Here is a 19,555-nt window from a genome sequence, read left to right on the forward strand (position 1 = left end):
CATGGAGAGGATCCGTGCGCGCATGACAAGCGCGTGTTCAAGTGACGTAATTTGACTTGAGGTTTAGCAGAAAAGACAGATCTTGACTTGGTCAGTGTGCGTGCACTATGCGAAGTTGACCTTGGCTTTACGGCGACCGTGCTTCTTGTGCGCCCCCCGTGCACCGGTACCGTGGGTTAGGTCACGCTTACCGGGCGTCCCGCTCGGGCATGCACGCCAGGAGACACGCACCCAGAACGTCCGCAGCCCCCCGCAGACTTCGGCCGGTTACCGCCGACCACCGCCGACTTCCGAGGACACGATTGCCATGCCTCGTCCGACCGCCGCACAGCTCGTCTACGGTTCGTGCACCGTGATCTTCTCGACGCTCGCCATGCTGCTGCTGTCCCAGACGAGTTCGGCGCTCGGCGTCGTCGTCATCGCGCTCGCCGCGCTCGCGCTCGGGCTGCTGGTGGCCATGACGGTGCCGCTGCCGAAGCCGCGCACGGCCGCCGCCCCGGCCCGGGCGGCCGAGACGGAGCGGGTGACCACGTCCCTGTGAGACCGCGCCGGCGCCTCGGCCGGGCGGTGCCTCAGTCGGTGCTGACCACCACCGTCTTGGCCGCCTTGTCGTGCAGGCCCTGCTTGTACGGCTTGTCGAAGTAGCTCCAGCCGCCCGAGATCGCGGTCCAGAAGCAGAAGCAGCAGAAGGCGAACGGCAGCCAGAGGACCAGGGCGCGGATCAACGCGGTCTGCACCGAGGGCGTGGCGCCGTTGTCCAGGTTGGCCACCCGCATGTGGAGCCACTGCTTGCCGAGGGTCTGGCCCGACTTGCTGATCATGAAGGTGTCGTAGGCGACATAGAGGACGACCGCGACGAAGGACTGCGCGAGGGATCGGCCGGCCTCGATGTGCGTGCCGTTCACGTCGTACTCGCGCACGCCGAACGCCCAGGTGAGCAGCCAGACGACGACGCCGACGAGGAGCATGTCGATGATCCGCGCGAGCGTCCGCTTGCCGCTGTCGGCGAGCGGGGGCATCCCGGCCAGCGGGTCGGTGGGATAACCGCCGCCGCCGTGCGGGCCGTAGGGGCCACCACCGCCGGGCCCGGAGGGACCGCCGCCGTACGGGCCACCGCCGGAGGGGCCCTGGCCACCGCCGGAGGGGCCCTGGCCACCGCCGGAGGGGCCCTGGGGGCCGCCCCCGTAGGGACTCTGCGGGCCGCCCCCGTAGGGACTCTGCGGGCCGCCGCCGTACGGGGTGTCGTACGGCGAGCCCGGCCCCTGGTCCGACGGGGGCCGCTTCCTGAACGGGTCGTCCTCGGGGGGCTGCTCCCCGGAGCCGTGGGGCGGTTCGCTGCTCATGGCCCGAGTGGAACCCGAACGCCCCGGCTCCGCATCCGGCGCGCGGCCGTACGGAGTAGTCGTCAGCCCGCGACGAAGGTGTGCGCCGCCTTGTCGTGCCAGCACTGGTGCCAGGGCCGGTCGAACAGGCACCACAGCACGCCGACGATCCCGACGCCGAGCAGCCCGGGCACGCTGTAGACCAGCCAGCGGCGCAGCGCCGGGCCGAAGGTGGGCGGCTCGTGCGCCTCGATGTCCCGGACCTCCAGGCCGCACAGCTTCTTGCCGAGGGTACGGCCCCACTTGACGGTGGGCAGCACCTCGTACACCACGCCGAAGAGGAGCAGGACGGCGAGGACGACGCCGAGGCCGGTGGCGGTCGTGCCGTCGAGCAGCCAGACCGTGACGGTGTGGCCCGACTGCTCGGCCGCGTCGACCTTCTGCCGGATGTGGTCGGCCGCCTGGATGCCGAACGGGACCGCCGCGGCGGCGGTGACGGCGGCGGTGACCAGGGTGTCGATCAGCCGGGCGGCGAACCGCTTGCCGAGCCCCGCGGGACGGGCGGCGGCCTGGCGGCGCGCGGCCGCCTGGAACACGTCCTCCACCGGGGGCTTCCACGGCGCCACGGGCTGCTCGTCCGCCCCGCCGGCCAGCTGGTGCACCTGCTGGGCCCAGGAGGCCTGACCGCCGCCCGGGCCACTGGTGAGGGGGTTCCCGGCGGGAGCGCCCAGGGGAGCGCCCTGAGCGGCCTGAGCGCCCTGAGCACCGAGCGGGGAGGCGGCCTGGTAGGGGCCGGGCTGTTGCGGGTGCGGTTGCTGCGGCAGGGGGGCGGCCGAGGCGGACTGCGGTCCTTGGGCCGCCTGCGGCGACTGGGCCGGTGTCGGCTGTGCCGCCTGCCCCGGCTGCTGCTCCGTGGCGGCGCGGGCGGCGGCCTGGCCCGCGGCGAAGCCGGAACCGGCGGGCCCGCCCGCGACATACGGGCCGCTCGCCGCGCCCACGGCACCCGGCATCCCCACCGGGCCCTGCGCTGCTCCGAAGCCGGGCCCGCCGGACGCCCCGGAGGGGGAGCCCGTACGGGGGTCCGGCGACCCCTGCTGGTCCTTCTCCCGCACCGGCCGGAACGTCATCGTGCCCTTGTCCGGCTGGGCCGGGCCGGGGATCGGACGGCGGAAGACGAAGGTGCCGGGGTCGGGGGCGTCGTCCTCGGCGGGCGGGACGGTCGTGGTGCCCTCGGTGGAGGGGGCGGCGGAGGCGGGCCGGGCCGGGGTGTCCGCCGGCACGCGCGGGTCGGTGCCCCAGGGCGCGGCGGCCTGCGGCTGCGGGTCCTCGTCGAAGAAGTGCGGGCCCGTCTCCTCCACGGCCGGGGTCACGGCCGGGGTCACCGCCGGGCTCCCGGCGCTTGCGGCCTGCTGCGCGGCCGGTGCCGCCGGGCTTGCGGGCGGGGTCGCCGGGCGGACGCCGGGGGGTGGGATGAGCGGCTCGCCGTCCTTCGGCGCGGGGCGGCTGGTGCCGGGGACCCAGGAGGCACCGTTCCAGTACCGGACGTAGCCGGGGATGGACGGGTCCGGGTAGTAGCCCTCGCGGGGCCGGTCGTCGCCTGGGGCCGGGGTTGGGGCGCTCATGTCCGTCGTCCCGTATCTGCTCGGGGGTGGGATGGGGGGATCCACATCTATCAGACCGGGGCATGCCACAGCGCCAGTCCTGCCGGACCCCATCCTTTCCGGGCAACGCCGCATCCGTTCCCGGCGCCCGGCGAAAAAAATTCTTCGAACCCGCGTAATGCACCGCCCCCCGCCCCCTCTCCCCTGCCGTGGGCCCGTACCGAGCGGCCCCGGCGAGAAAGGAACACGTCATGCATCACACGGTGGTGGAGCGGGAGCTGGAGCTGCGGCTCATCCTGTCGCCCGAGCACAGCGTCCCGGTCCCGGCCCGGCTCGGCTACCGCTCCGACGACCCGTACGCCGTCCACATCGCCTTCCACATCAACTCCGAGCAGCCGGTCGACTGGACGTTCGCCCGGGACCTGCTGGTGGAGGGGGTGTTCCGGCCGTGCGGGCACGGGGACGTGCGGGTGTGGCCGGCGAAGACCGAGGGGCGCAGTGTCGTCCTGATGGCGCTGAGTTCGCCCGACGGGGACGCGCTGCTGGAGGCGCCGGTCCCGCAGGTGTCGGCCTGGCTGGAGCGGACGCTGCGGGCGGTGCCGCCGGGGGCGGAGGGTGGGCAGCTGGGCATCGACGAGGCGCTCGACCAGCTGCTCGCCCGGTGAGGGCCGGACGGCCCCGGTCAGAACAGCTTGCCCGGGTTGAGGATGCCCAGCGGGTCGAAGACCTGCTTGACCGCCCGCTGCATCTCCAGGCCCACCGGGCCGATCTCCCGGGCCAGCCACTCCTTCTTCAGCACCCCGACGCCGTGCTCGCCGGTGATGGTGCCGCCCAGCTCCAGGCCGAGCGCCATGATCTCGTCGAAGGACTCACGGGCCCGCCGGGACTCCTCGGGGTCCGCGGCGTCGAAACAGACGGTGGGGTGGGTGTTGCCGTCCCCGGCGTGGGCGCAGACCCCGATGGTGAGCCGGTACTTCTCGGCGATCCGCTCGACCCCGTCGAGCATCTCCCCGAGCCGGGAGCGCGGCACGCACACGTCGTCGATCATCGTGGTGCCCTTGACCGCCTCCAGCGCGGTCAGCGACAGCCGGCGGGCCTTCAGGAGGAGTTCGGACTCGGCGGCGTCCTCCGCCGGGACCACCTCGGTGGCGCCGGCGGCCCGGCACAGGGCGCCGACGGCGGCGAGGTCGGCGGCCGGGTCGGGGGTGTCGAAGGCGGCCAGGAGCAGGGCCTCGGTGGTCTCCGGCAGGCCCATACGGGCGAGGTCGTTGACGGCCTTGACGGTCGTACGGTCCATCAGTTCGAGGAGGGAGGGCAGATGACCGCCCTCCATGATCCGGCAGACCGCGTCGCAGGCGGCGGCCGCGGAGCCGAACTCGGCGGCGAGGACGAGCTGCGGCCGCGGCTTCGGCTTGAGCGCCAGCACGGCCCGTACGACGATGCCGAGCGAGCCCTCGGAGCCGACGAAGAGCCGGGTGAGGTCGTACCCGGCGACGCCCTTCGCGGTGCGGCGGCCGGTGGACAGCAGCCGGCCGTCGGCGAGGACGACGTCCAGGCCGAGGACGTACTCGGCGGTCACCCCGTACTTGACGCAGCACAGGCCGCCGGAGCCGGTGCCGATGTTGCCGCCGATGGTGCACATCTCCCAGCTGGAGGGGTCCGGCGGGTAGGACAGGCCGTGTTCCTCGACCGCGTGCGAGAGGGTGGCGTTGACGACGCCCGGTTCGACGACGGCGATCCGGTCGACCGGGCTGATCTCCAGGATGCGGTCCATCCGGGTGAGGGACAGCACGATGCAGCCGTCGGTGGCGTTGGCGGCGCCGGACAGGCCGGAGCGGGCGCCCTGCGGGACGACGGGGACACGCAGCTCGGTGGCGGTGCGCATGACGTGCTGGACCTGTTCGACGGTGCGCGGCAGCACCACCACGGCGGGGGCGCCCGCCGGGCAGAAGCTCGCCATGTCGTGGGCGTAGGAGGCGGTGACGTCGGGGTCGGTGAGGACGGCCTCGGCGGGCAGCCCGGCCAGGAGCCGGTCGGTGAGGTTACCGGTTCGCACAGTGTCTTCGGTGCGGCTCATGATCACAGGGTCGCACCCGCGGCCATCGGTGTGAACCCGGCCGCCCCGCCCCGGGGCCACCCGGGTGTGCTCGTCGTACTGACGCACAGTGAGCGCCATGGACTACCGACTGGGCACGCCTGCGACGGCCGGGCCGCCGGTGCCGCGCAGGCGCCGGCGGGTGCTGCGGCGGATGCTGGTCGCCGCGCTGGGCGGCGGGGTGGCGGCGGGCGCGGTGCTGATGCTGCCTTCCACCGAGTCGCACCCGAGGGCGGCGGGACCGCCCGCGCCGGGGCCGCAGGCACAGGCACAGGCGCAGGCGCAGGCCCTGACGGCGGTGACCGCCGGGGTGCCGGCGGCGCTGCCGCAGCTGACGGCGCTGATCGGCGAGCAGGAGCGGCGGGTGCGGGAGCGGCCCCGGGACGCGCGGGCGTGGGCGGTGCTGGGGTCGGCGTATGTGCAGCGGGGGCGGCGGGCGGCGGACCCGGCGGACTTCCCGCGGGCCGAGCGGGCGCTCCAGGCCTCGCTGCGGGTGCACGGGCAGCACAACACCGAGGCGCTGGACGGGCTGACCGCGCTGGCCAACGCGCGCCGCGACTTCCCGGCGGCGAAACGGTACGGCGAGCAGGCGCTGAAGGCGGCGCCGAAGCGCTGGCAGTCGTATCCGCCGCTGATCGACGCCTACACCGGGCTCGGTGACTACAAGGCGGCCCGGGGGAGCCTGGACAAGCTGCTGGCGCTGCGCACCGGCGCGGCCGAGCGGCCGGCGGTGATGGCGCGGGCCGCGGCGGTGTACCGGGACCGGGGGTGGCGCGAGGACGCGGTGGCGCAGCTGACGGACGCGGCGGCGGCCGCCGGGACCCCGGCCGAGCAGGCCGCGTATCTCACCGGGCTGGGGCAGCTGGCGTGGGAGCGCGGGGATCTGCCGGACGCGCTGCGGCACTTCGAGGCGGCCGTACGGCTGGATCCGGAGCAGCGGGCGGCGGCCGGGCGGGGCCGGGTGCTGGCCGCGCAGGGCCGGACGAGTGCGGCGGTCGTCGCCTACCGGCAGGCGTCGGCCGCGGCCGCGGACCCGGCCGACGTGGTCGAGCTGGGCGAGCTGTACGAGTCGCTGGGCCGGCACCGGGAGGCCGGCGCGCAGTACGACCGGCTGAAGGCGCTGGTACGGCGGCGGATCGCGGCCGGGGTGGACGAGGAGCTGCTGATCGGGCGGTTCGAGGCGGACCACGGGGACGCGCTGGACGCGGTGCGGCGGCTGCGCGCGGAGTGGGAGCGCCAGCCGGGCATCGAGGTGGCCGACGCGCTCGGCTGGGCGCTGCACCGGGCCGGCGAGGACCAGGAGGCCCTCGGCTACGCGGTCCTGGCGACGGACACGGCGAAGGGCGGGGTGCGCAGCGCGCTGTACGCCTTCCACCGGGGCATGGTCGAGCGGGAGCTGGACCTGTACGCCCCGGCCCGCCGCCATCTGGCGGAGGCGCTGCGGATCAACCCGTACTTCTCGCCGCTCGCGGTGCCGGCGGCGCGGGCGGCGCTGCGGGAGCTGGGCGACGTCCCGGAGGAGCCGCCGCCCAGCTGAGCCCGAGGGCGGGGCTACAGGTTGCCGCGCTTGGCCTGCTCGCGCTCGATCGCCTCGAACAGGGCCTTGAAGTTGCCCTTGCCGAAGCCCATGGAGCCGTGCCGCTCGATGAGTTCGAAGAACACCGTCGGACGGTCCTGGACCGGCTTGGTGAAGATCTGGAGCAGATATCCGTCCTCGTCGCGGTCGGCGAGGATCTTCAGCTCGCGCAGGGTCTCGATCGGCACCCGGGTGTCGCCGACCCACTCGCCGAGGGTGTCGTAGTAGGAGTCCGGGGTGTTGAGGAACTGCACACCGGCCGCGCGCATGGCCCGTACCGTCGCGACGATGTCGTTGGTGTTCAGCGCGATGTGCTGGACGCCGGCGCCGCCGTAGAACTCCAGGTACTCGTCGATCTGGGACTTCTTCTTGGCGATCGCGGGCTCGTTGATCGGGAACTTCACCTTCAGGGTGCCGTCCGCGACGACCTTCGACATCAGCGCGCTGTACTCGGTGGCGATGTCGTCGCCCACGAACTCCTTCATGTTCGTGAAGCCCATGACCTTGTTGTAGAAGCCGACCCACTCGTTCATCCGGCCCAGCTCGACATTGCCGACGCAGTGGTCGATGGCCTGGAAGGTGCGCCGGGCGGGCGGCTCGACGATCGGCGAGGCGGCGACGTAGCCGGGCAGGTAGGGGCCGTCGTAGCCGGTCCGTTCGACCAGGGTGTGGCGGGTCTCGCCGTAGGTGGCGATGGCGGCGAGGACGACGGTGCCGTGCTCGTCCTTCAGCTCGTACGGCTCGGTGACGCCGCGCGCGCCGTGCTCCAGGGCGTACTCGTAGGCGGCGCGGGCGTCCGGCACCTCGATGGCCAGGTCGATGACGCCGTCGCCGTGCTCCGCCACATGCCGTTCGAGGAAGTGGCCCCAGGGGCTGCTCGCCTTGATCACGGAGGTGAGGACGAAGCGGGCGGAGCCGTTCTCGAGCACGTAACTGGCGGTCTCGCGGCTGCCGTTCTCCGGTCCGGAGTAGGCGACCAGCTGCATGCCGAAGGCGGTGGAGTAGTAGTGCGCCGCCTGCTTGGCGTTGCCCACGGCGAAGACGACCGCGTCCATTCCCTTGACCGGGAAGGGGTCGGCCTGCCGTGCGGTGTCGGGAGTGTGGTGTGTGGTCTGCGTCATGGCGGAAGGGTGACTCCGCTCTGCAAGGTGCGCAATAGTTCGCGTTATCGCTGGGCAATCTGACCAGTGGTACGGCCGTCTCGGCGGTCTTTCTGTACAGGATGACCATCTCAGGGGTGCTCATGGCGATCGATCATCTGGACGGCCGGATCATCGTGCTGCTGGCCCGGGAGCCACGCATCGGAGTGCTGGAGATGTCCCGGCGGCTCGGGGTCGCGCGGGGGACCGTGCAGGCCCGGCTGGACCGGCTTCAGTCGAACGGAGTCATCCGCGGGTTCGGCCCGCAGGTGGACCCGGCGGCCCTCGGCTACCCGGTCACCGCGTTCGCCACGCTCCAGATCCGGCAGGGCCAAGGGGCCGATGTCCGGGCGCACTTGGCGACCGTGCCGGAGGTGCTGGAGCTGCTGACCACGACCGGCAGCGGGGACATGCTGTGCCGGCTGGTGGCCCGCTCCAACGCCGATCTTCAACGGGTGATCGACCGGGTTGTCGGTTTTGATGGCATCGTCCGGGCCTCCACGGCGATCGTCATGGAGAACCCCGTTCCGCTGCGGATCATCCCGCTGGTGGAGCAGGCGTCCCGGGACGCGGCAGAGACGTGACGGCACCCCTCGGGAGGTGAGCGCGGGTGACCTTCTGGGAGTATCTGGCCAACCGGCACGAGCAGCTGCTCACCGACGCCTTCCAGCACGCCAGCGCGGTCTTCCAGTGCATGGTCCTGGCGACCCTCCTCGGGGTGCTGCTCGCGGTCGTCACCTACCGCAGCGACTGGGCGGGCAGCCTCGCCACCACCGCCACCGCGACGATCCTCACCGTCCCCTCCCTCGCCATGATCGGACTGCTGGTCCCGGTCGTCGGCCTGGGCGTGCCACCCACCGTGATCGCGCTGACCCTGTACGGGCTGCTGCCGGTGGTGCGGAACGCGATCGTGGGGCTGCGCGGGGTGGATCCCGCGCTGGTGGACGCGGCACGGGGCATCGGGATGTCCCGGCCGATGCGGCTGGTGCGGGTCGAGCTGCCGCTGGCCTGGCCGCCCATCCTGACCGGCATCCGGGTCGCCACGCAGATGCTGATGGGCATCGCCGCGATCGCCGCGTACGCCTCCGGGCCCGGCCTCGGCAACGAGATCTTCCGCGGACTGGCCTCCCTGGGCAGCCGGAACGCGCTGAACCAGGTGCTCGCGGGCACCCTCGGGATCATCGTCCTCGCGCTGCTCTTCGACGCCGCCTACGTCCTGATCGGACGGCTGACCATTCCGAGGGGGATCCGTGGCTGAGTCGGCGCCCTCGGTCGCGGGGGCCACCATCGAGCTGGAGAACCTGTCCAAGCGGTACCCGGGCAGCGCGCAGCCGGCCGTGGACAACGTGAGCATGGAGATCAAGGCGGGCGAGACGGTCGTCTTCGTCGGCCCGTCCGGCTGCGGCAAGTCCACCACCCTCAAGATGATCAACCGGCTGATCGAGCCGACCGGCGGCCGGATCCGGATCAACGGCGAGGACGTCACCGGCATCGACCCGGTGCGGCTGCGCCGCAAGGTCGGGTACGCCATCCAGTCCTCGGGCCTGTTCCCGCATCTGACCGTCGCCCAGAACATCGCCCTGGTGCCCCGGATGACCGGCTGGCCCAAGTCCCGGATCCGGGCGCGGGTGGAGGAGATGCTCGACCTCGTCGGGCTGGACCCGGGCGAGTTCCACGGCCGCTATCCGCGCCAGCTCTCCGGCGGCCAGCAGCAGCGGGTCGGCGTGGCCCGGGCGCTCGCCGCCGACCCCCCGGTGCTGCTGATGGACGAGCCGTTCGGCGCGGTCGACCCGATCACCCGCGACCATCTCCAGGACGAGCTGATCCGGCTCCAGCACGAGCTGCACAAGACGATCGTGTTCGTCACCCACGACTTCGACGAGGCGATCAAGCTGGGCGACCGGATCGCCGTCCTGCGCGAACGCTCCCGGATCGCCCAGTTCGACACCCCGGAGGCGATCCTCACCAACCCGGCCGACGACTTCGTCTCCGGGTTCGTCGGCGCGGGCGCCGCCCTGAAGCGGCTGAACCTGACCCGGGTGCGGGACGTGGAGGTGCGGGAGTACCCGACGGTGACGGTGGACACCCCGCTCCAGCAGATCTTCGGCTCGCTGCGCGCCGGCGGCACCAACGAGATCCTGCTGCTCGACCCGCGCGGCCGGCCGTACAAGTGGCTGCGGCGCGGCGATCTGATGCGGGCCCGGGGCTCGCTGGCCCGCGCGGGCACGCTCGTGCACGACACGGTGACCCGGGACGCGACCCTGCGGGACGCGCTGGAGGCGGTGCTGACCGACAACGCGGGCCGGGTCGCGGTGACCGGGCGGCGCGGCGAGTACATCGGCGTGGTCGACATGGAGACGCTCATGAACTCGGTGCACGAGCTGCTCGAGGCCGACCGGCTGGAGGCCTTGGAGGCGCAGGCCGGGCTGGAGGAGGCCCGCGCCCAGCAGACCCACTTCGACCAGGAGGGGCACGGGCCGGCGGAGGAGCGGGCGTGAGCGCCGGACTGCGGCCCGAGGACGGGCACGAGGCCGAGGCACTCGTGATCCGCGAGGCGGAAGAGGGCGAGGCGGGACCGGGTGAGGCGGGGCAGCGGGCCCCGTCGCCGCCCCCGCGGCCGCGGCCGCCCGCCCGCCGGCCGACCTGGCAGCGGCTCACGTTCCTGCCCGCCTTCCTGACCGCCCTGCTCCTCGCCACCTGGCTGTGGTTCCGGCAGGCGGACCTGGACCCGATCTCGCGCAACGCGCTGTCCGGCGGCCAGGTTTCCAAGGCGCTGTGGCAGCACATCGAACTGACGGTGATCTCCACCTTCTTCGTACTGGTCATCGCGATCCCGCTGGGCGTGCTGCTCACCCGGCGGCCGCTGCGCCGGGCCACCCCGGTGGCCCTGGCCCTCGCCAACACCGGCCAGGCGACCCCGGCGATCGGTCTGCTCGCCCTGCTGGTGATCTGGCTGGGCACGGGCATGAAGGCGGCCCTCATCGGCATCGTCGTCTACGCGATCCTGCCGGTCCTCGCCAACACCATCGCCGGACTGAAGGCCAACGACCCGACCCTGCTGGAGGCGGCCCGCGGCATCGGCATGTCCCCGCTCGGCGTGCTGGCCCGGGTGGAACTCCCCCTCGCCGTCCCGCTGATCCTCGCGGGCGTCCGTACGGCCCTGGTCCTGAACGTCGGTACGGCCACCCTGGCGGCCTTCGGCGGAGGCGGCGGCCTGGGCGTGCTGATCACCACCGGCATCACCAACCAGCGCATGCCGGTGCTGGTGCTGGGCTCGGTCCTCACCGTGGCACTGGCGCTGCTGGTGGACTGGCTGGCCGCGCTGGCAGAGGTGCTGCTGCGGCCGCGGGGGCTGGAGGCGGGCACATGAGCCGCCGTACGACGGCTCTGCTGGCCGCGCTGCTCCTCGTACCGGCGGCCGGGGGCTGCGGGCTGACCAGCGGCTCCCCGATGACGGACGACGTGCGGCCGGGCACGGTCGGCGCGGGCCGGCCGCTGGCCGGCGCCCGGCTCACGGTCACCTCCAAGTCCTTCACCGAGAACCTGATCCTGGGCGCGGTGATGGGGATCGCCTTCCAGGCGGCCGGGGCGGACGTGCTGGACCGGACCGGGATCCAGGGGTCGTTCGGGGCGCGGGAGGCGGTGCGCAACGGGGACGCGGACGCCATGTACGAGTACACGGGCACCGCCTGGATCACCTACCAGGGCAACGCCGAGCCGATCTCCGATCCGCGGCGGCAGTGGGAGGCGGTGCGTACGGCCGATCTGCGCGACGGGCTGACCTGGCTGCCGCCGTCCCGGCTGGACAACACCTACGCGCTCGCCATGAACCGGGCGAACTTCGAGAAGTACGGCACCAGGACCCTGTCGGCCGTGGCGGACCTGGCGGCGAAGCGGCCGGACGCGGTGACCCTGTGCGTGGAGGGCGAGTTCGCCAACCGCGCGGACGGCCTGCCCGGCATGGAGAAGGCGTACCGCATGGCCGTGCCCGCGCGGAACGTCACCCAGATGGACACCGGGATCATCTACACCCAGGTGCGCAAGGGGAGTTGCGCGTACGGGGAGGTCTTCACCACCGACGGGCGGATCAGCTCCATGAACCTCGCGGTGATGGAGGACGACCGCACGTTCTTCCCCCACTACAACGCGGCCCCCGAGATCAACTCGGCGACCCTGAAGAAGTGGCCGGCCATCGCGCAGATCCTGGCCCCCATCACCGCCAGGCTGGACAACACGGTGGCCCGCACCCTGAACGCCCAGGTGGACGTCTCGGGCCAGGACCCGCACCAGGTGGCCCTGGACTGGATGAGGAAGGAGGGGTTCGTGAAGTAGGGGGCGCCGGGCGGGAGTTGCGCGGGCCGACGCAGAAGGCCTGATGCAAAGAACCCGATGCAAAGAAAGCGTTGCAAAGGAGCCTTTGCATAGCTATCTTTGTACGCATGACGGAGCACGACGAACGCAAGCACCGCCGGCTGGACGCCCGTTCACTGCGCGGGCTCGCCCATCCGCTGCGGATCCAGCTGCTGGACACCCTGCGCCACCACGGCCCCGCCACGGCCTCCCGACTGGCCGAGCGGCTGGGCGAGTCCAGCGGCGCCACCAGCTACCACCTGCGTCAGCTGGCCGCCCACGGCTTCGTCGAGGACGCCCCGGAGCACGGCAAGGGCCGGGAGCGCTGGTGGCGGGCGGTGGACCAGGGACTCGTCTTCGACACCGAGGACTTCGAGGACGCCGGCCCCGAAGTCCGGGGAATGGCCGAGATGTTCCTCCAGGAGATCGCGAGCCGGCACACCCGCGAGCTGTCCGCCTGGCTCGGCTCACGCGACAGCTGGGGGGACGCCTGGGCGCGAGGCGCCGACATGAGCGACATGACGCTGCGGCTCACCCCCGAGCTGGCCGCCGAGCTGACCCGGAAGCTGCACGCCCTGGTCGACGACTACCGGGACCGCCTCACGGACCCGGACGCCCCCGGAGCCGAGCACGTACGGATCCACACGCACCTGTTCCCCATCGACACCGACTGAGAGGTTCAGCCATGCACACCCAGATCCGGCTCGCCCAGCAGCACACCGCCGGCCTGCGGGAACAGGCCGCCGCCCACCGGCTCGCCACCGAGGCCCGGCCCGCTGTCGAACTGCGCGCCCGGGTCGGCTGGACCCTGGTCGAACTCGGCCTGCGGCTGGCCGCGCAGCGGCCGGCGGCGGTGCCGGCCTAGCAGCTCGGGATCGGGCCCTTGCCCTTTTCCAGGGAGACCAGGGAGTCGACCGCGCTCTTCAGCGTGGTGACCGGGATCAGCCGCAGGCCCTTCGGCAGCTCGGCGCGGGCGTCGGAGCACTCCGCCTTCGGCACCAGGAAGACGGTGGCCCCGTCCCGCCGGGCGGCCTGTGTCTTCAGGGCCACCCCGCCGACCGCGCCGACCCTGCCGTCGGCGTCGATGGTGCCGGTACCGGCGATGTTCCGGCCGCCCGTGAGGTCGCCGCCGCTGCCGTCGCCGTCCAGCCTGTCGATGATCCCCAGGGTGAACAGCAGGCCCGCGCTCGGCCCGCCCACGTCGGCGAGCTTCAGCGTGACCTTGACCTTGTCGGGGCTCAGCCCGAGGTACTTCAGCGCCGCCTGGGTCGCCGCGTCCTGGGACTGCTTCATCTGCGCCGCGTTGTGCTGCTCGATCTCCTTGACGTTCTGACCGCTCGGGTAGACCGCGTCATGGGGCATCACGGCCCGGTCGGTGCGGAACCAGTTGCCGAGGACGTCACCGAGGGAGACCCGGGTGTCCGGCCCGGTCGCCTCGATGGTGACCATCCGCAGCTGGCCGCTGGTCTTCCGGGCCGGCGTCCCCGAGACGGTGATCACCGGGGTGCCCTGGTTCTCGCCGAGCACGTTCGCCGTCATCCCGGGCTGCGCCACCGAGAACGGCAGCGGAGCGAACAGCGCCGTGGCGATCAGGGCCACGACGGGTACGGCGCAGACGGCGACGGCCTGGGAACGTGTGAGACGTGAGAGCACGGGATCAATCTACGTGACACCCCGGCCGGAGCCGGGGGCAGCGGCTCAGCGCAGCGCCTCGGCGACCTCGCGGGCCGCTTCCATCACCCGCTGCCCCACCTTCTCCGGGACGGTGTCCGCCAGCATCACCACGCCCACACTGCCCTCGACGCCGGTGACGCCGACGAGCGGCGCAGCGGCCCCGCTGGCACCGGTCTCCAGCTCACCGTGGGTCAGCGTGTACCCCGGGCCCTCGGGCGGCGACTGCCGTGCGGACAGGATCGCCCGGCCCGCGGCACCACGGTCCAGCGGATGCCGGAACCCGGCCCGGTACGCCACGTGGTAGTCCGTCCAGGTCGGCTCCACGACCGCCACGGCCAGCGCCTCGGCGCCGTCCACCAGCGTCAGGTGTGCCGTCGCACCGATGTCCTCCGCCAGCGAGCGCAGGGCGGGCAGCGCGGCCTCGCGCACCAGCGGATGCACCTGGCGGCCCAGCCGCAGCACCCCCAGCCCGACCCGGGCTCGCCCGCCCAGGTCGCGCCGGATCAGAGCGTGCTGCTCCAGGGTGGCGAGCAACCGGTACACGACGGTCCGGTTCACGCCCAGTTTGTTGGACAACTCGGTGACGGTCAGCCCGTGGTCCGTATCGGCCAGCAGCTTGAGGACGCGCAGTCCCCGGTCGAGCGTCTGAGAGGTCTCCGCGGTCACGACGCCCACTCCTTTGGTGGTGAGGCCGGCGACCCCCGAGCGGTCGATGCGTCACCGAGTCCCGTCGGCGACGCGCCTCAGAGGCCGCCGATCGGCAGGACGGCCCGGCGGCTCCGGACCAAGTCGCTTCACGGCTGCGCTCCGCGGCGGCGCTGCCACGGGGCGTGTGCGTAGCGGGACAGTAGCGAAGGCAGTTCGCTCAGCGGAAGTGTTCGTCCAGAATCCGGGCAAGGCGATATCCGGCCTGCCGCACTTCGTCCGGATACGGCCACCCCCCAGGAACTCCCCACCTGTCACCGCATGCGCGTGGCCCACTCCTGCACCTTGGCGATCCGCTGCCGCAGCTGCCCCGCCGTGGCCTCGGCGCTGGGCGGCCCTCCGCAGACCCGGCGCAGCTCGGTGTGGATCACCCCGTGCGGCTTGCCGCTCTGGTGGACGTACGCACCGACCATGGTGTTGAGCTGCTTGCGCAGCTCCATCAGCTCCTTGTGCGTGACCACCGGGCGCCGCTCGGCGGGCAGCTCCAGCAGATCCGCCTCGGTGTCCGGCTTCTTACGGCTGTGCGCGATCTGCCGGGCCTGCCGCTTCTGGAGCAGCAGCTGCACCTGCTCCGGCTCCAGCAGCCCCGGGATGCCGAGGTAGTCCTGCTCCTCCTCGCTCCCCGGGTGCGCCTGCATACCGAACTCGGCACCGTCGTAGAGCACCCGGTCGAAGACGGCGTCGGACTCCAGCGCCTCGAAGGGCAGCATGTCCTGCTCGCCGGTGTCCTCGTCCTGCTGCTTGTTCGCCTCCTCCATCTCCTTCTCGGATTCGGCGTACGGGTCCTCCTCGCCCTCCTTCTTCGGCTTGTCGAGGGCGTGGTCCCGCTCCTTCTCCATCTCGTTGGCGAAGGTCAGCAGGTCGGGCACGGTCGGCAGGAACACGGACGCGGTCTCGCCTCGCCGCCGGGACCGCACGAAACGCCCGACGGCCTGCGCGAAGAACAGCGGGGTGGAGATGGTGGTGGCGTACACGCCGACCGCGAGCCGGGGCACGTCGACGCCCTCGGACACCATGCGCACCGCGACCATCCAGCGGTCCGTCGAGGCGCTGAACTCGTCGATCCGCTTCGAGGCGCCGGCGTCGTCGGACAGCACCAGGGTGGCCCGGTCACCGGTGATCTCCCGGATCAGCTTGGCGTAGGCGCGGGCGGAGTCCTGGTCGGAGGCGATGACGAGCGCGCCCGCGTCCGGGATCGCCTTGCGGACCTCGGTCAGCCGCTGGTCGGCGGCGCGCAGCACGCTCGGCATCCACTGGCCGCGCGGATCGAGCGCGGTCCGCCAGGCCTGGCTGACCGCGTCCTTGGTCATCGGCTCGCCGAGCCGGGCGGCGATCTCGTCGCCGGCCTTGGTGCGCCAGCGCATGTTGCCGCTGTAGCTGAGGAAGATCACCGGCCGGACGACGCCGTCCGACAGGGCGGACCCGTACCCGTAGGTGTAGTCGGCGGCGGACCGCCGGATGCCGGCGGTGTCCTCCTCGTACGTCACGAAGGGGATGGGGTTGGTGTCGGAGCGGAAGGGCGTACCGGTGAGGGCGAGCCGGCGCGTGGCGGGCTCGAACGCCTCCAGGCAGGCCTCGCCCCAGGACTTGGAGTCGCCGGCGTGGTGGATCTCGTCGAGGATGACGAGCGTCTTGCGCTGCTCGACGCGGTTGCGGTGCAGCATGGGCCGGACGCCGACACCGGCGTAGGTGACGGCGACGCCGTCGTACTCCCGGCCGAGCGGCCCGGCGCTGTACTCGGGGTCGAGCTTGATCCCTATCCGTGCGGCGGCCTCGGCCCACTGCTTCTTCAGGTGCTCGGTGGGCGCGACCACGGTGATCTGCTGCACGACATGGTGGTGCAGCAGCCAGGAGGCGAGGGTCAGCGCGAAGGTCGTCTTGCCGGCGCCGGGCGTGGCCACGGCGAGGAAGTCGCGCGGCTGCTCCTGTACGTACTTCTCGAGCGCTCCCTGCTGCCAGGCACGCAGCTTGCTGGCGGTGCCCCAGGGGGCCCGGCCCGGGAAGGCCGGCGACAGGTGGTGGGAGTGCGTGGAGGTGGCGGCGGTGGTAGTCACGGTCTCCGTACGAGGGTCGAATGGGAGGGCAACCGGGCCACCCTACCGGCGGCCCGCCCTCGTCGACGCGCGAACGAGCCCGGGTCGCCCCCGGGTGGGACTCACGTCACAGCACCCGTCCCCGCCCTCGGCCGGCCGGGGCGCGGGCTCACCGGGCGTGCAGCCGCCGGGTCACCCAGGCCCCCACCAGGGCGACCGCCGCCATGGGCAGGAAGACGGCCGCGAACGCCGCGGGATGGCCGCCGCCCGCCGGCCCGGCCGCGCCCGCCGTGGCGGACGTCACGCTGCCGCCGCCCAGCGCCGCGAAGGCCGCCCCGGTGGCCGCGAGGAGGACCGCGTCGGACAGCGCGTCGGAGATCTGGAGGGCCGCGGAGTTGGCGCCGGCCTCCTCGGGGGCGGACAGCCGGAGCAGCAGCACGCTGGTGGAGGAGATCACCAGGCCCATGCCGAAGCAGCCGACACCCCAGGCGACGGCGGTGCTCCAGACCGGCACGGCGGGCACGAGCACCGCGGGCGCGGCGGCGATCGCGGCGGCGACCAGCACCATCCCCACGGTCATCAGCCGCTCCCGGTACGGCGCCATGCGCGGCCGGGACTGCACCCACGAGCCCAGCGCCCAGGTGCCGCCGCCCGCCGCCAGCGAGAACCCGGCGAGCGTCGGCGACAGCCCGCGCTGGGTGACCAGCATCAGCGGGACGAAGGACTCGGCGGCGATGTACGACCCCGCGGACAGCCCGCGCAGCAGCACCACGGACGGCAGGCCGCGCGCCGCCCGGTAGGTGCCGCGCGGGAGCAGCCCGAGCACGGCGGGCACGAGCAGCGCGGCGCCGGCCAGACCGGGGAGCAGGGAGAGCGGGCGCAGGTCCTGGGCGGCGTACTGGACGAGCCCGGCGCCGAGGGAGATCGCGAGGGCGAGCCGGATGCGGCGCCCGTCGAAGGCGGCGGGCCCCGCGCCGCCGCCCGCCACCGGGCCCGCGGCCCGCCGGCGTATCTGCGGCAGGGCGAGCGCCAGGGGGAGCACGACCAGGACCGGGATGCCGAGGAAGACCCAGCGCCAGCCCAGGTGCTCGGTCACGGCGCCGGAGGCGAGCGGGCCGACGATGGAGGGCACCACCCAGCCCGCGGCGAAGGACGCCATGATCGCGGGCCGGAGCCGTTCCGGGTAGGCGCGGCCGACGACGACGTACAGGGCGACGATCACCAGCCCGCCGCCGAGCCCCTGCACGGCCCGGCCGAGGATGAACACCCACATCGCCCGGGCGGTCCCGGCGACCACCAGCCCCGCCGCGAAGGCGCCGATGCCGGTGGTGAGCGCGCCCAGCGGGCCCCTCCGGTCGGACCACTGGCCGGCGAGCACCATCCCGAAGAGGCTGGTCGTGAAGTACCCGGAGAACGCAAACGCGTAGAGCGCCACTCCGTGCAGCTCCCGCGCCGCGACGGGCATCGCGGTGCCGACGGCGGTCGCCTCGAAGGCGATCAGTACGACGACGGAGACGATCCCGACACTGAGGGCCCGGTAGGCCGCACTCAGCACGCCGCCGTCCGGCTCGGCGGACCGGTCCGCGGCGACGGCGTCAGGGGATTCCAGGGCACTCATGGCCGCCAGCGTAAGGCGCACAACGGCATATGAGAGCTGTCCCGCTGTGTGAACGGTGTATGGCAGTCCCGTTGCAGGGGCCCGGCTTCCCTTGAGCCCCTCCCCCGCGCCGCCCTACGGTCGTTCCATCGGCACGGCCGTGTGCCCGAGTGGTTCAGGGGCTCGACTGCAACTCGAGTTACGTGGGTTCGAATCCCGCCACGGCCTCCACGCGAACCGGGCGGGGCGTTCCTCAGAGCGCCCCGCCCGTCTCGTCCTGGAACAGCTCCGTCCAGTAGTGCCAGCCGGTGGCCGGCAGGGTGCCGGTGGGGTCGACGGCCGCCAGCGTGTGGAGCATGGCGGCGGCCAGGTGGTCGTAGGCGGCCGTCGTCAGTTCGTGGCCCAGGTGCTCGTCGATGGTGCGCTCGTGGTGCAGCAGCCACAGCGTGAACGCGAGCGTGGAGACATCGGTGTTGAGCGGGGAGAGCGTCGCCTCCGGCTCGCCGAAGGTCAGCACCGCGCCCGTCCTGCCGTCGACCACCAGGCTGTGGCCCCCGGTCAGCCCGCCGACGCGGACCAGGTGGTCGCAGTGCGCGGGCAGTTCGGCCAGCGGGTGGTCCGTCCCCTCCTCGGTGACGTACTCCCGCAGGGTCCGCAGCGGGGCGTCCGGGTCGGTGCGGAAGACCGCCGCCTCCTCGGGCAGGCCCGTCTCGCGCAGGAACCGGCGCGTCGGCTCGTGGGTGAGCGTGACCGGGACGTCGACCTCCTCGAACCGGGCCACCCGGCCGTGCCCGAACTCCTGGTCCAGCAGCCGGGCCGGGACGTCCAGGGTGAGGCCGGAGCCGGTGCCCGGCCCGGCGGCGAGGGCGAGCGGGCGGATCAGGGCCGCCGCCTTCCAGTACGGCGGGACCGAGCCGTCCGCGCCCTCCGCGAAGAGGGCGAGCAGCCGGCGCGTCGCCTCGGCCGCCACCGCCAGGCCGTACCGCCCGGCGAGGGAGGCGAACCGGCCGCGCAGCCCGGCGAGTTCCTCGGTGACCGCGGCGAACCGCAGCAGCGTGTCCAGGGAGGGGGCGAAGGGGCGCGGGGCGGGCGGCCCGACGAGGCACGCCGTGGTCAGCTCGCCGGTGTCGCCGTCGAGCAGCACCGACTCGCGGGCCATGCCGGCGGGGTGCAGGAGTTCACCGATCACCAGGCGGTCGCGCAGCTCCTCCGCCACCCGGAACGGCCCCTCCGTGGCGTCGGCGAGTCTGCGCAGCCCGTTCGCGCGCAGCGGGGAGAAGGTCACCAGGTCGGCGCCCGGCGGCAGTCCGGGGCCGGTGAGCAGACCGCGGGTCGGCGCATGGGTGACATGGCGGCCCAGCTCCACCTCGGTCAGCGTGATGGCCGTGACCCCGGCATCGGTCGTACTCATCGCTCCCCCGCGATCTTCCCCGTACGGGCAGGTGCTCCCTCGCTTCAGCACA

General features: G+C 73.1%; 19 protein-coding genes and 1 tRNA gene. 11 read left to right on the plus strand and 9 right to left on the minus strand.

Annotation, left to right across the window (positions count from 1 at the left end):
• Positions 1 to 307 precede the first annotated feature (307 nt).
• Entirely contained in the window at positions 308 to 541 is a 234-nt protein-coding gene (locus ACZ5CZ_RS05950) for a hypothetical protein (RefSeq protein ID WP_385843616.1), read from the plus strand.
• A 31-nt stretch (positions 542 to 572) separates the two neighbouring features.
• On the opposite strand, the gene ACZ5CZ_RS05955 is transcribed toward ACZ5CZ_RS05950, so the two are convergent.
• Both ACZ5CZ_RS05955 and ACZ5CZ_RS05960 read right to left on the minus strand, forming a co-directional pair.
• Entirely contained in the window at positions 573 to 1,343 is a 771-nt protein-coding gene (locus ACZ5CZ_RS05955) for an RDD family protein (protein WP_468939558.1), read from the minus strand.
• 62 nt (positions 1,344 to 1,405) lie between these two features.
• Entirely contained in the window at positions 1,406 to 2,944 is a 1,539-nt protein-coding gene (locus ACZ5CZ_RS05960; RefSeq protein ID WP_468939560.1) for an RDD family protein, read from the minus strand.
• Positions 2,945 to 3,174: 230 nt separating this feature from the next.
• Here ACZ5CZ_RS05960 and ACZ5CZ_RS05965 point away from each other — a divergent pair, with 230 nt between their 5' ends.
• Positions 3,175 to 3,588 (plus strand): SsgA family sporulation/cell division regulator, encoded by a 414-nt coding sequence (locus ACZ5CZ_RS05965; RefSeq protein ID WP_468939563.1) that lies wholly within the window; start codon positions 3,175 to 3,177, stop codon positions 3,586 to 3,588.
• A gap of 17 nt (positions 3,589 to 3,605) precedes the next feature.
• Here the strand turns inward: ACZ5CZ_RS05965 and ACZ5CZ_RS05970 are convergent, their stop codons facing one another.
• Positions 3,606 to 5,000, minus strand: coding sequence for an FAD-binding oxidoreductase (locus ACZ5CZ_RS05970; protein ID WP_385843611.1), 1,395 nt, complete (start codon positions 4,998 to 5,000; stop codon positions 3,606 to 3,608).
• 97 nt (positions 5,001 to 5,097) lie between these two features.
• On the opposite strand from ACZ5CZ_RS05970, the gene ACZ5CZ_RS05975 reads away from it, so the two are divergent.
• Complete coding sequence (locus tag ACZ5CZ_RS05975) at positions 5,098 to 6,555, plus strand: tetratricopeptide repeat protein (protein WP_468939566.1); 1,458 nt, start codon at positions 5,098 to 5,100, stop codon at positions 6,553 to 6,555.
• A gap of 14 nt (positions 6,556 to 6,569) precedes the next feature.
• On the opposite strand, the gene hppD is transcribed toward ACZ5CZ_RS05975, so the two are convergent.
• Positions 6,570 to 7,715, minus strand: coding sequence for a 4-hydroxyphenylpyruvate dioxygenase (gene hppD, locus ACZ5CZ_RS05980; protein WP_385843608.1), 1,146 nt, complete (start codon positions 7,713 to 7,715; stop codon positions 6,570 to 6,572).
• Positions 7,716 to 7,837: 122 nt separating this feature from the next.
• Here hppD and ACZ5CZ_RS05985 point away from each other — a divergent pair, with 122 nt between their 5' ends.
• The 7 genes from ACZ5CZ_RS05985 (at position 7,838) to ACZ5CZ_RS06015 (ending at position 12,948) form a co-directional block, all read left to right on the plus strand.
• A complete protein-coding gene (locus ACZ5CZ_RS05985; protein ID WP_385843849.1) occupies positions 7,838 to 8,317 on the plus strand; it encodes an Lrp/AsnC family transcriptional regulator in 480 nt (159 codons plus the stop codon).
• A 26-nt stretch (positions 8,318 to 8,343) separates the two neighbouring features.
• Positions 8,344 to 8,991, plus strand: coding sequence for an ABC transporter permease (locus ACZ5CZ_RS05990; protein WP_385843606.1), 648 nt, complete (start codon positions 8,344 to 8,346; stop codon positions 8,989 to 8,991).
• Positions 8,984 to 10,231, plus strand: a complete 1,248-nt coding sequence (locus tag ACZ5CZ_RS05995; protein ID WP_468939570.1) for a betaine/proline/choline family ABC transporter ATP-binding protein — start codon at positions 8,984 to 8,986, stop codon at positions 10,229 to 10,231. The genes ACZ5CZ_RS05990 and ACZ5CZ_RS05995 overlap by 8 nt, the downstream gene beginning before the upstream one ends.
• Complete coding sequence (locus ACZ5CZ_RS06000) at positions 10,228 to 11,103, plus strand: ABC transporter permease (protein WP_468939573.1); 876 nt, start codon at positions 10,228 to 10,230, stop codon at positions 11,101 to 11,103. The genes ACZ5CZ_RS05995 and ACZ5CZ_RS06000 overlap by 4 nt, the downstream gene beginning before the upstream one ends.
• Positions 11,100 to 12,065 (plus strand): glycine betaine ABC transporter substrate-binding protein, encoded by a 966-nt coding sequence (locus ACZ5CZ_RS06005; protein ID WP_468939575.1) that lies wholly within the window; start codon positions 11,100 to 11,102, stop codon positions 12,063 to 12,065. Before ACZ5CZ_RS06000 ends, ACZ5CZ_RS06005 begins: the two co-directional genes overlap by 4 nt.
• A 107-nt stretch (positions 12,066 to 12,172) precedes the next feature.
• The gene (locus tag ACZ5CZ_RS06010) at positions 12,173 to 12,757 is read left to right on the plus strand and encodes an ArsR/SmtB family transcription factor (RefSeq protein WP_385843601.1); all 585 of its coding nucleotides are present in this window, start codon (positions 12,173 to 12,175) and stop codon (positions 12,755 to 12,757) included.
• Positions 12,758 to 12,768: 11 nt separating this feature from the next.
• Positions 12,769 to 12,948, plus strand: coding sequence for a hypothetical protein (locus ACZ5CZ_RS06015; RefSeq protein ID WP_385843599.1), 180 nt, complete (start codon positions 12,769 to 12,771; stop codon positions 12,946 to 12,948).
• Here the strand turns inward: ACZ5CZ_RS06015 and ACZ5CZ_RS06020 are convergent.
• The 4 genes from ACZ5CZ_RS06020 to ACZ5CZ_RS06035 all read right to left on the minus strand — a co-directional run bounded on the left by ACZ5CZ_RS06020 (position 12,945) and on the right by ACZ5CZ_RS06035 (position 18,113).
• Positions 12,945 to 13,736, minus strand: a complete 792-nt coding sequence (locus ACZ5CZ_RS06020; protein ID WP_468939579.1) for a S16 family serine protease — start codon at positions 13,734 to 13,736, stop codon at positions 12,945 to 12,947. The genes ACZ5CZ_RS06015 and ACZ5CZ_RS06020 overlap by 4 nt on opposite strands.
• Positions 13,737 to 13,781: 45 nt before the next feature.
• A complete protein-coding gene (locus ACZ5CZ_RS06025; protein ID WP_385843595.1) occupies positions 13,782 to 14,423 on the minus strand; it encodes an IclR family transcriptional regulator in 642 nt (213 codons plus the stop codon).
• Positions 14,424 to 14,716: 293 nt separating this feature from the next.
• On the minus strand, positions 14,717 to 16,516 hold the full coding sequence (locus ACZ5CZ_RS06030) for a DEAD/DEAH box helicase (protein WP_468939582.1): 1,800 nt from the start codon (positions 16,514 to 16,516) through the stop codon (positions 14,717 to 14,719).
• Positions 16,517 to 16,664: 148 nt separating this feature from the next.
• Entirely contained in the window at positions 16,665 to 18,113 is a 1,449-nt protein-coding gene (locus tag ACZ5CZ_RS06035) for an MFS transporter (protein WP_468939585.1), read from the minus strand.
• Between the two features lie 135 nt (positions 18,114 to 18,248).
• On the opposite strand from ACZ5CZ_RS06035, the gene ACZ5CZ_RS06040 reads away from it, so the two are divergent.
• Positions 18,249 to 18,323 (plus strand) — tRNA-Cys (locus ACZ5CZ_RS06040).
• A gap of 22 nt (positions 18,324 to 18,345) precedes the next feature.
• Here the strand turns inward: ACZ5CZ_RS06040 and ACZ5CZ_RS06045 are convergent.
• Positions 18,346 to 19,503, minus strand: coding sequence for an SUKH-4 family immunity protein (locus ACZ5CZ_RS06045; RefSeq protein ID WP_468939588.1), 1,158 nt, complete (start codon positions 19,501 to 19,503; stop codon positions 18,346 to 18,348).
• Positions 19,504 to 19,555: the final 52 nt, after the last annotated feature.

The sequence above is a fragment of the Streptomyces sp. NPDC031418 genome, assembly GCF_055581605.1.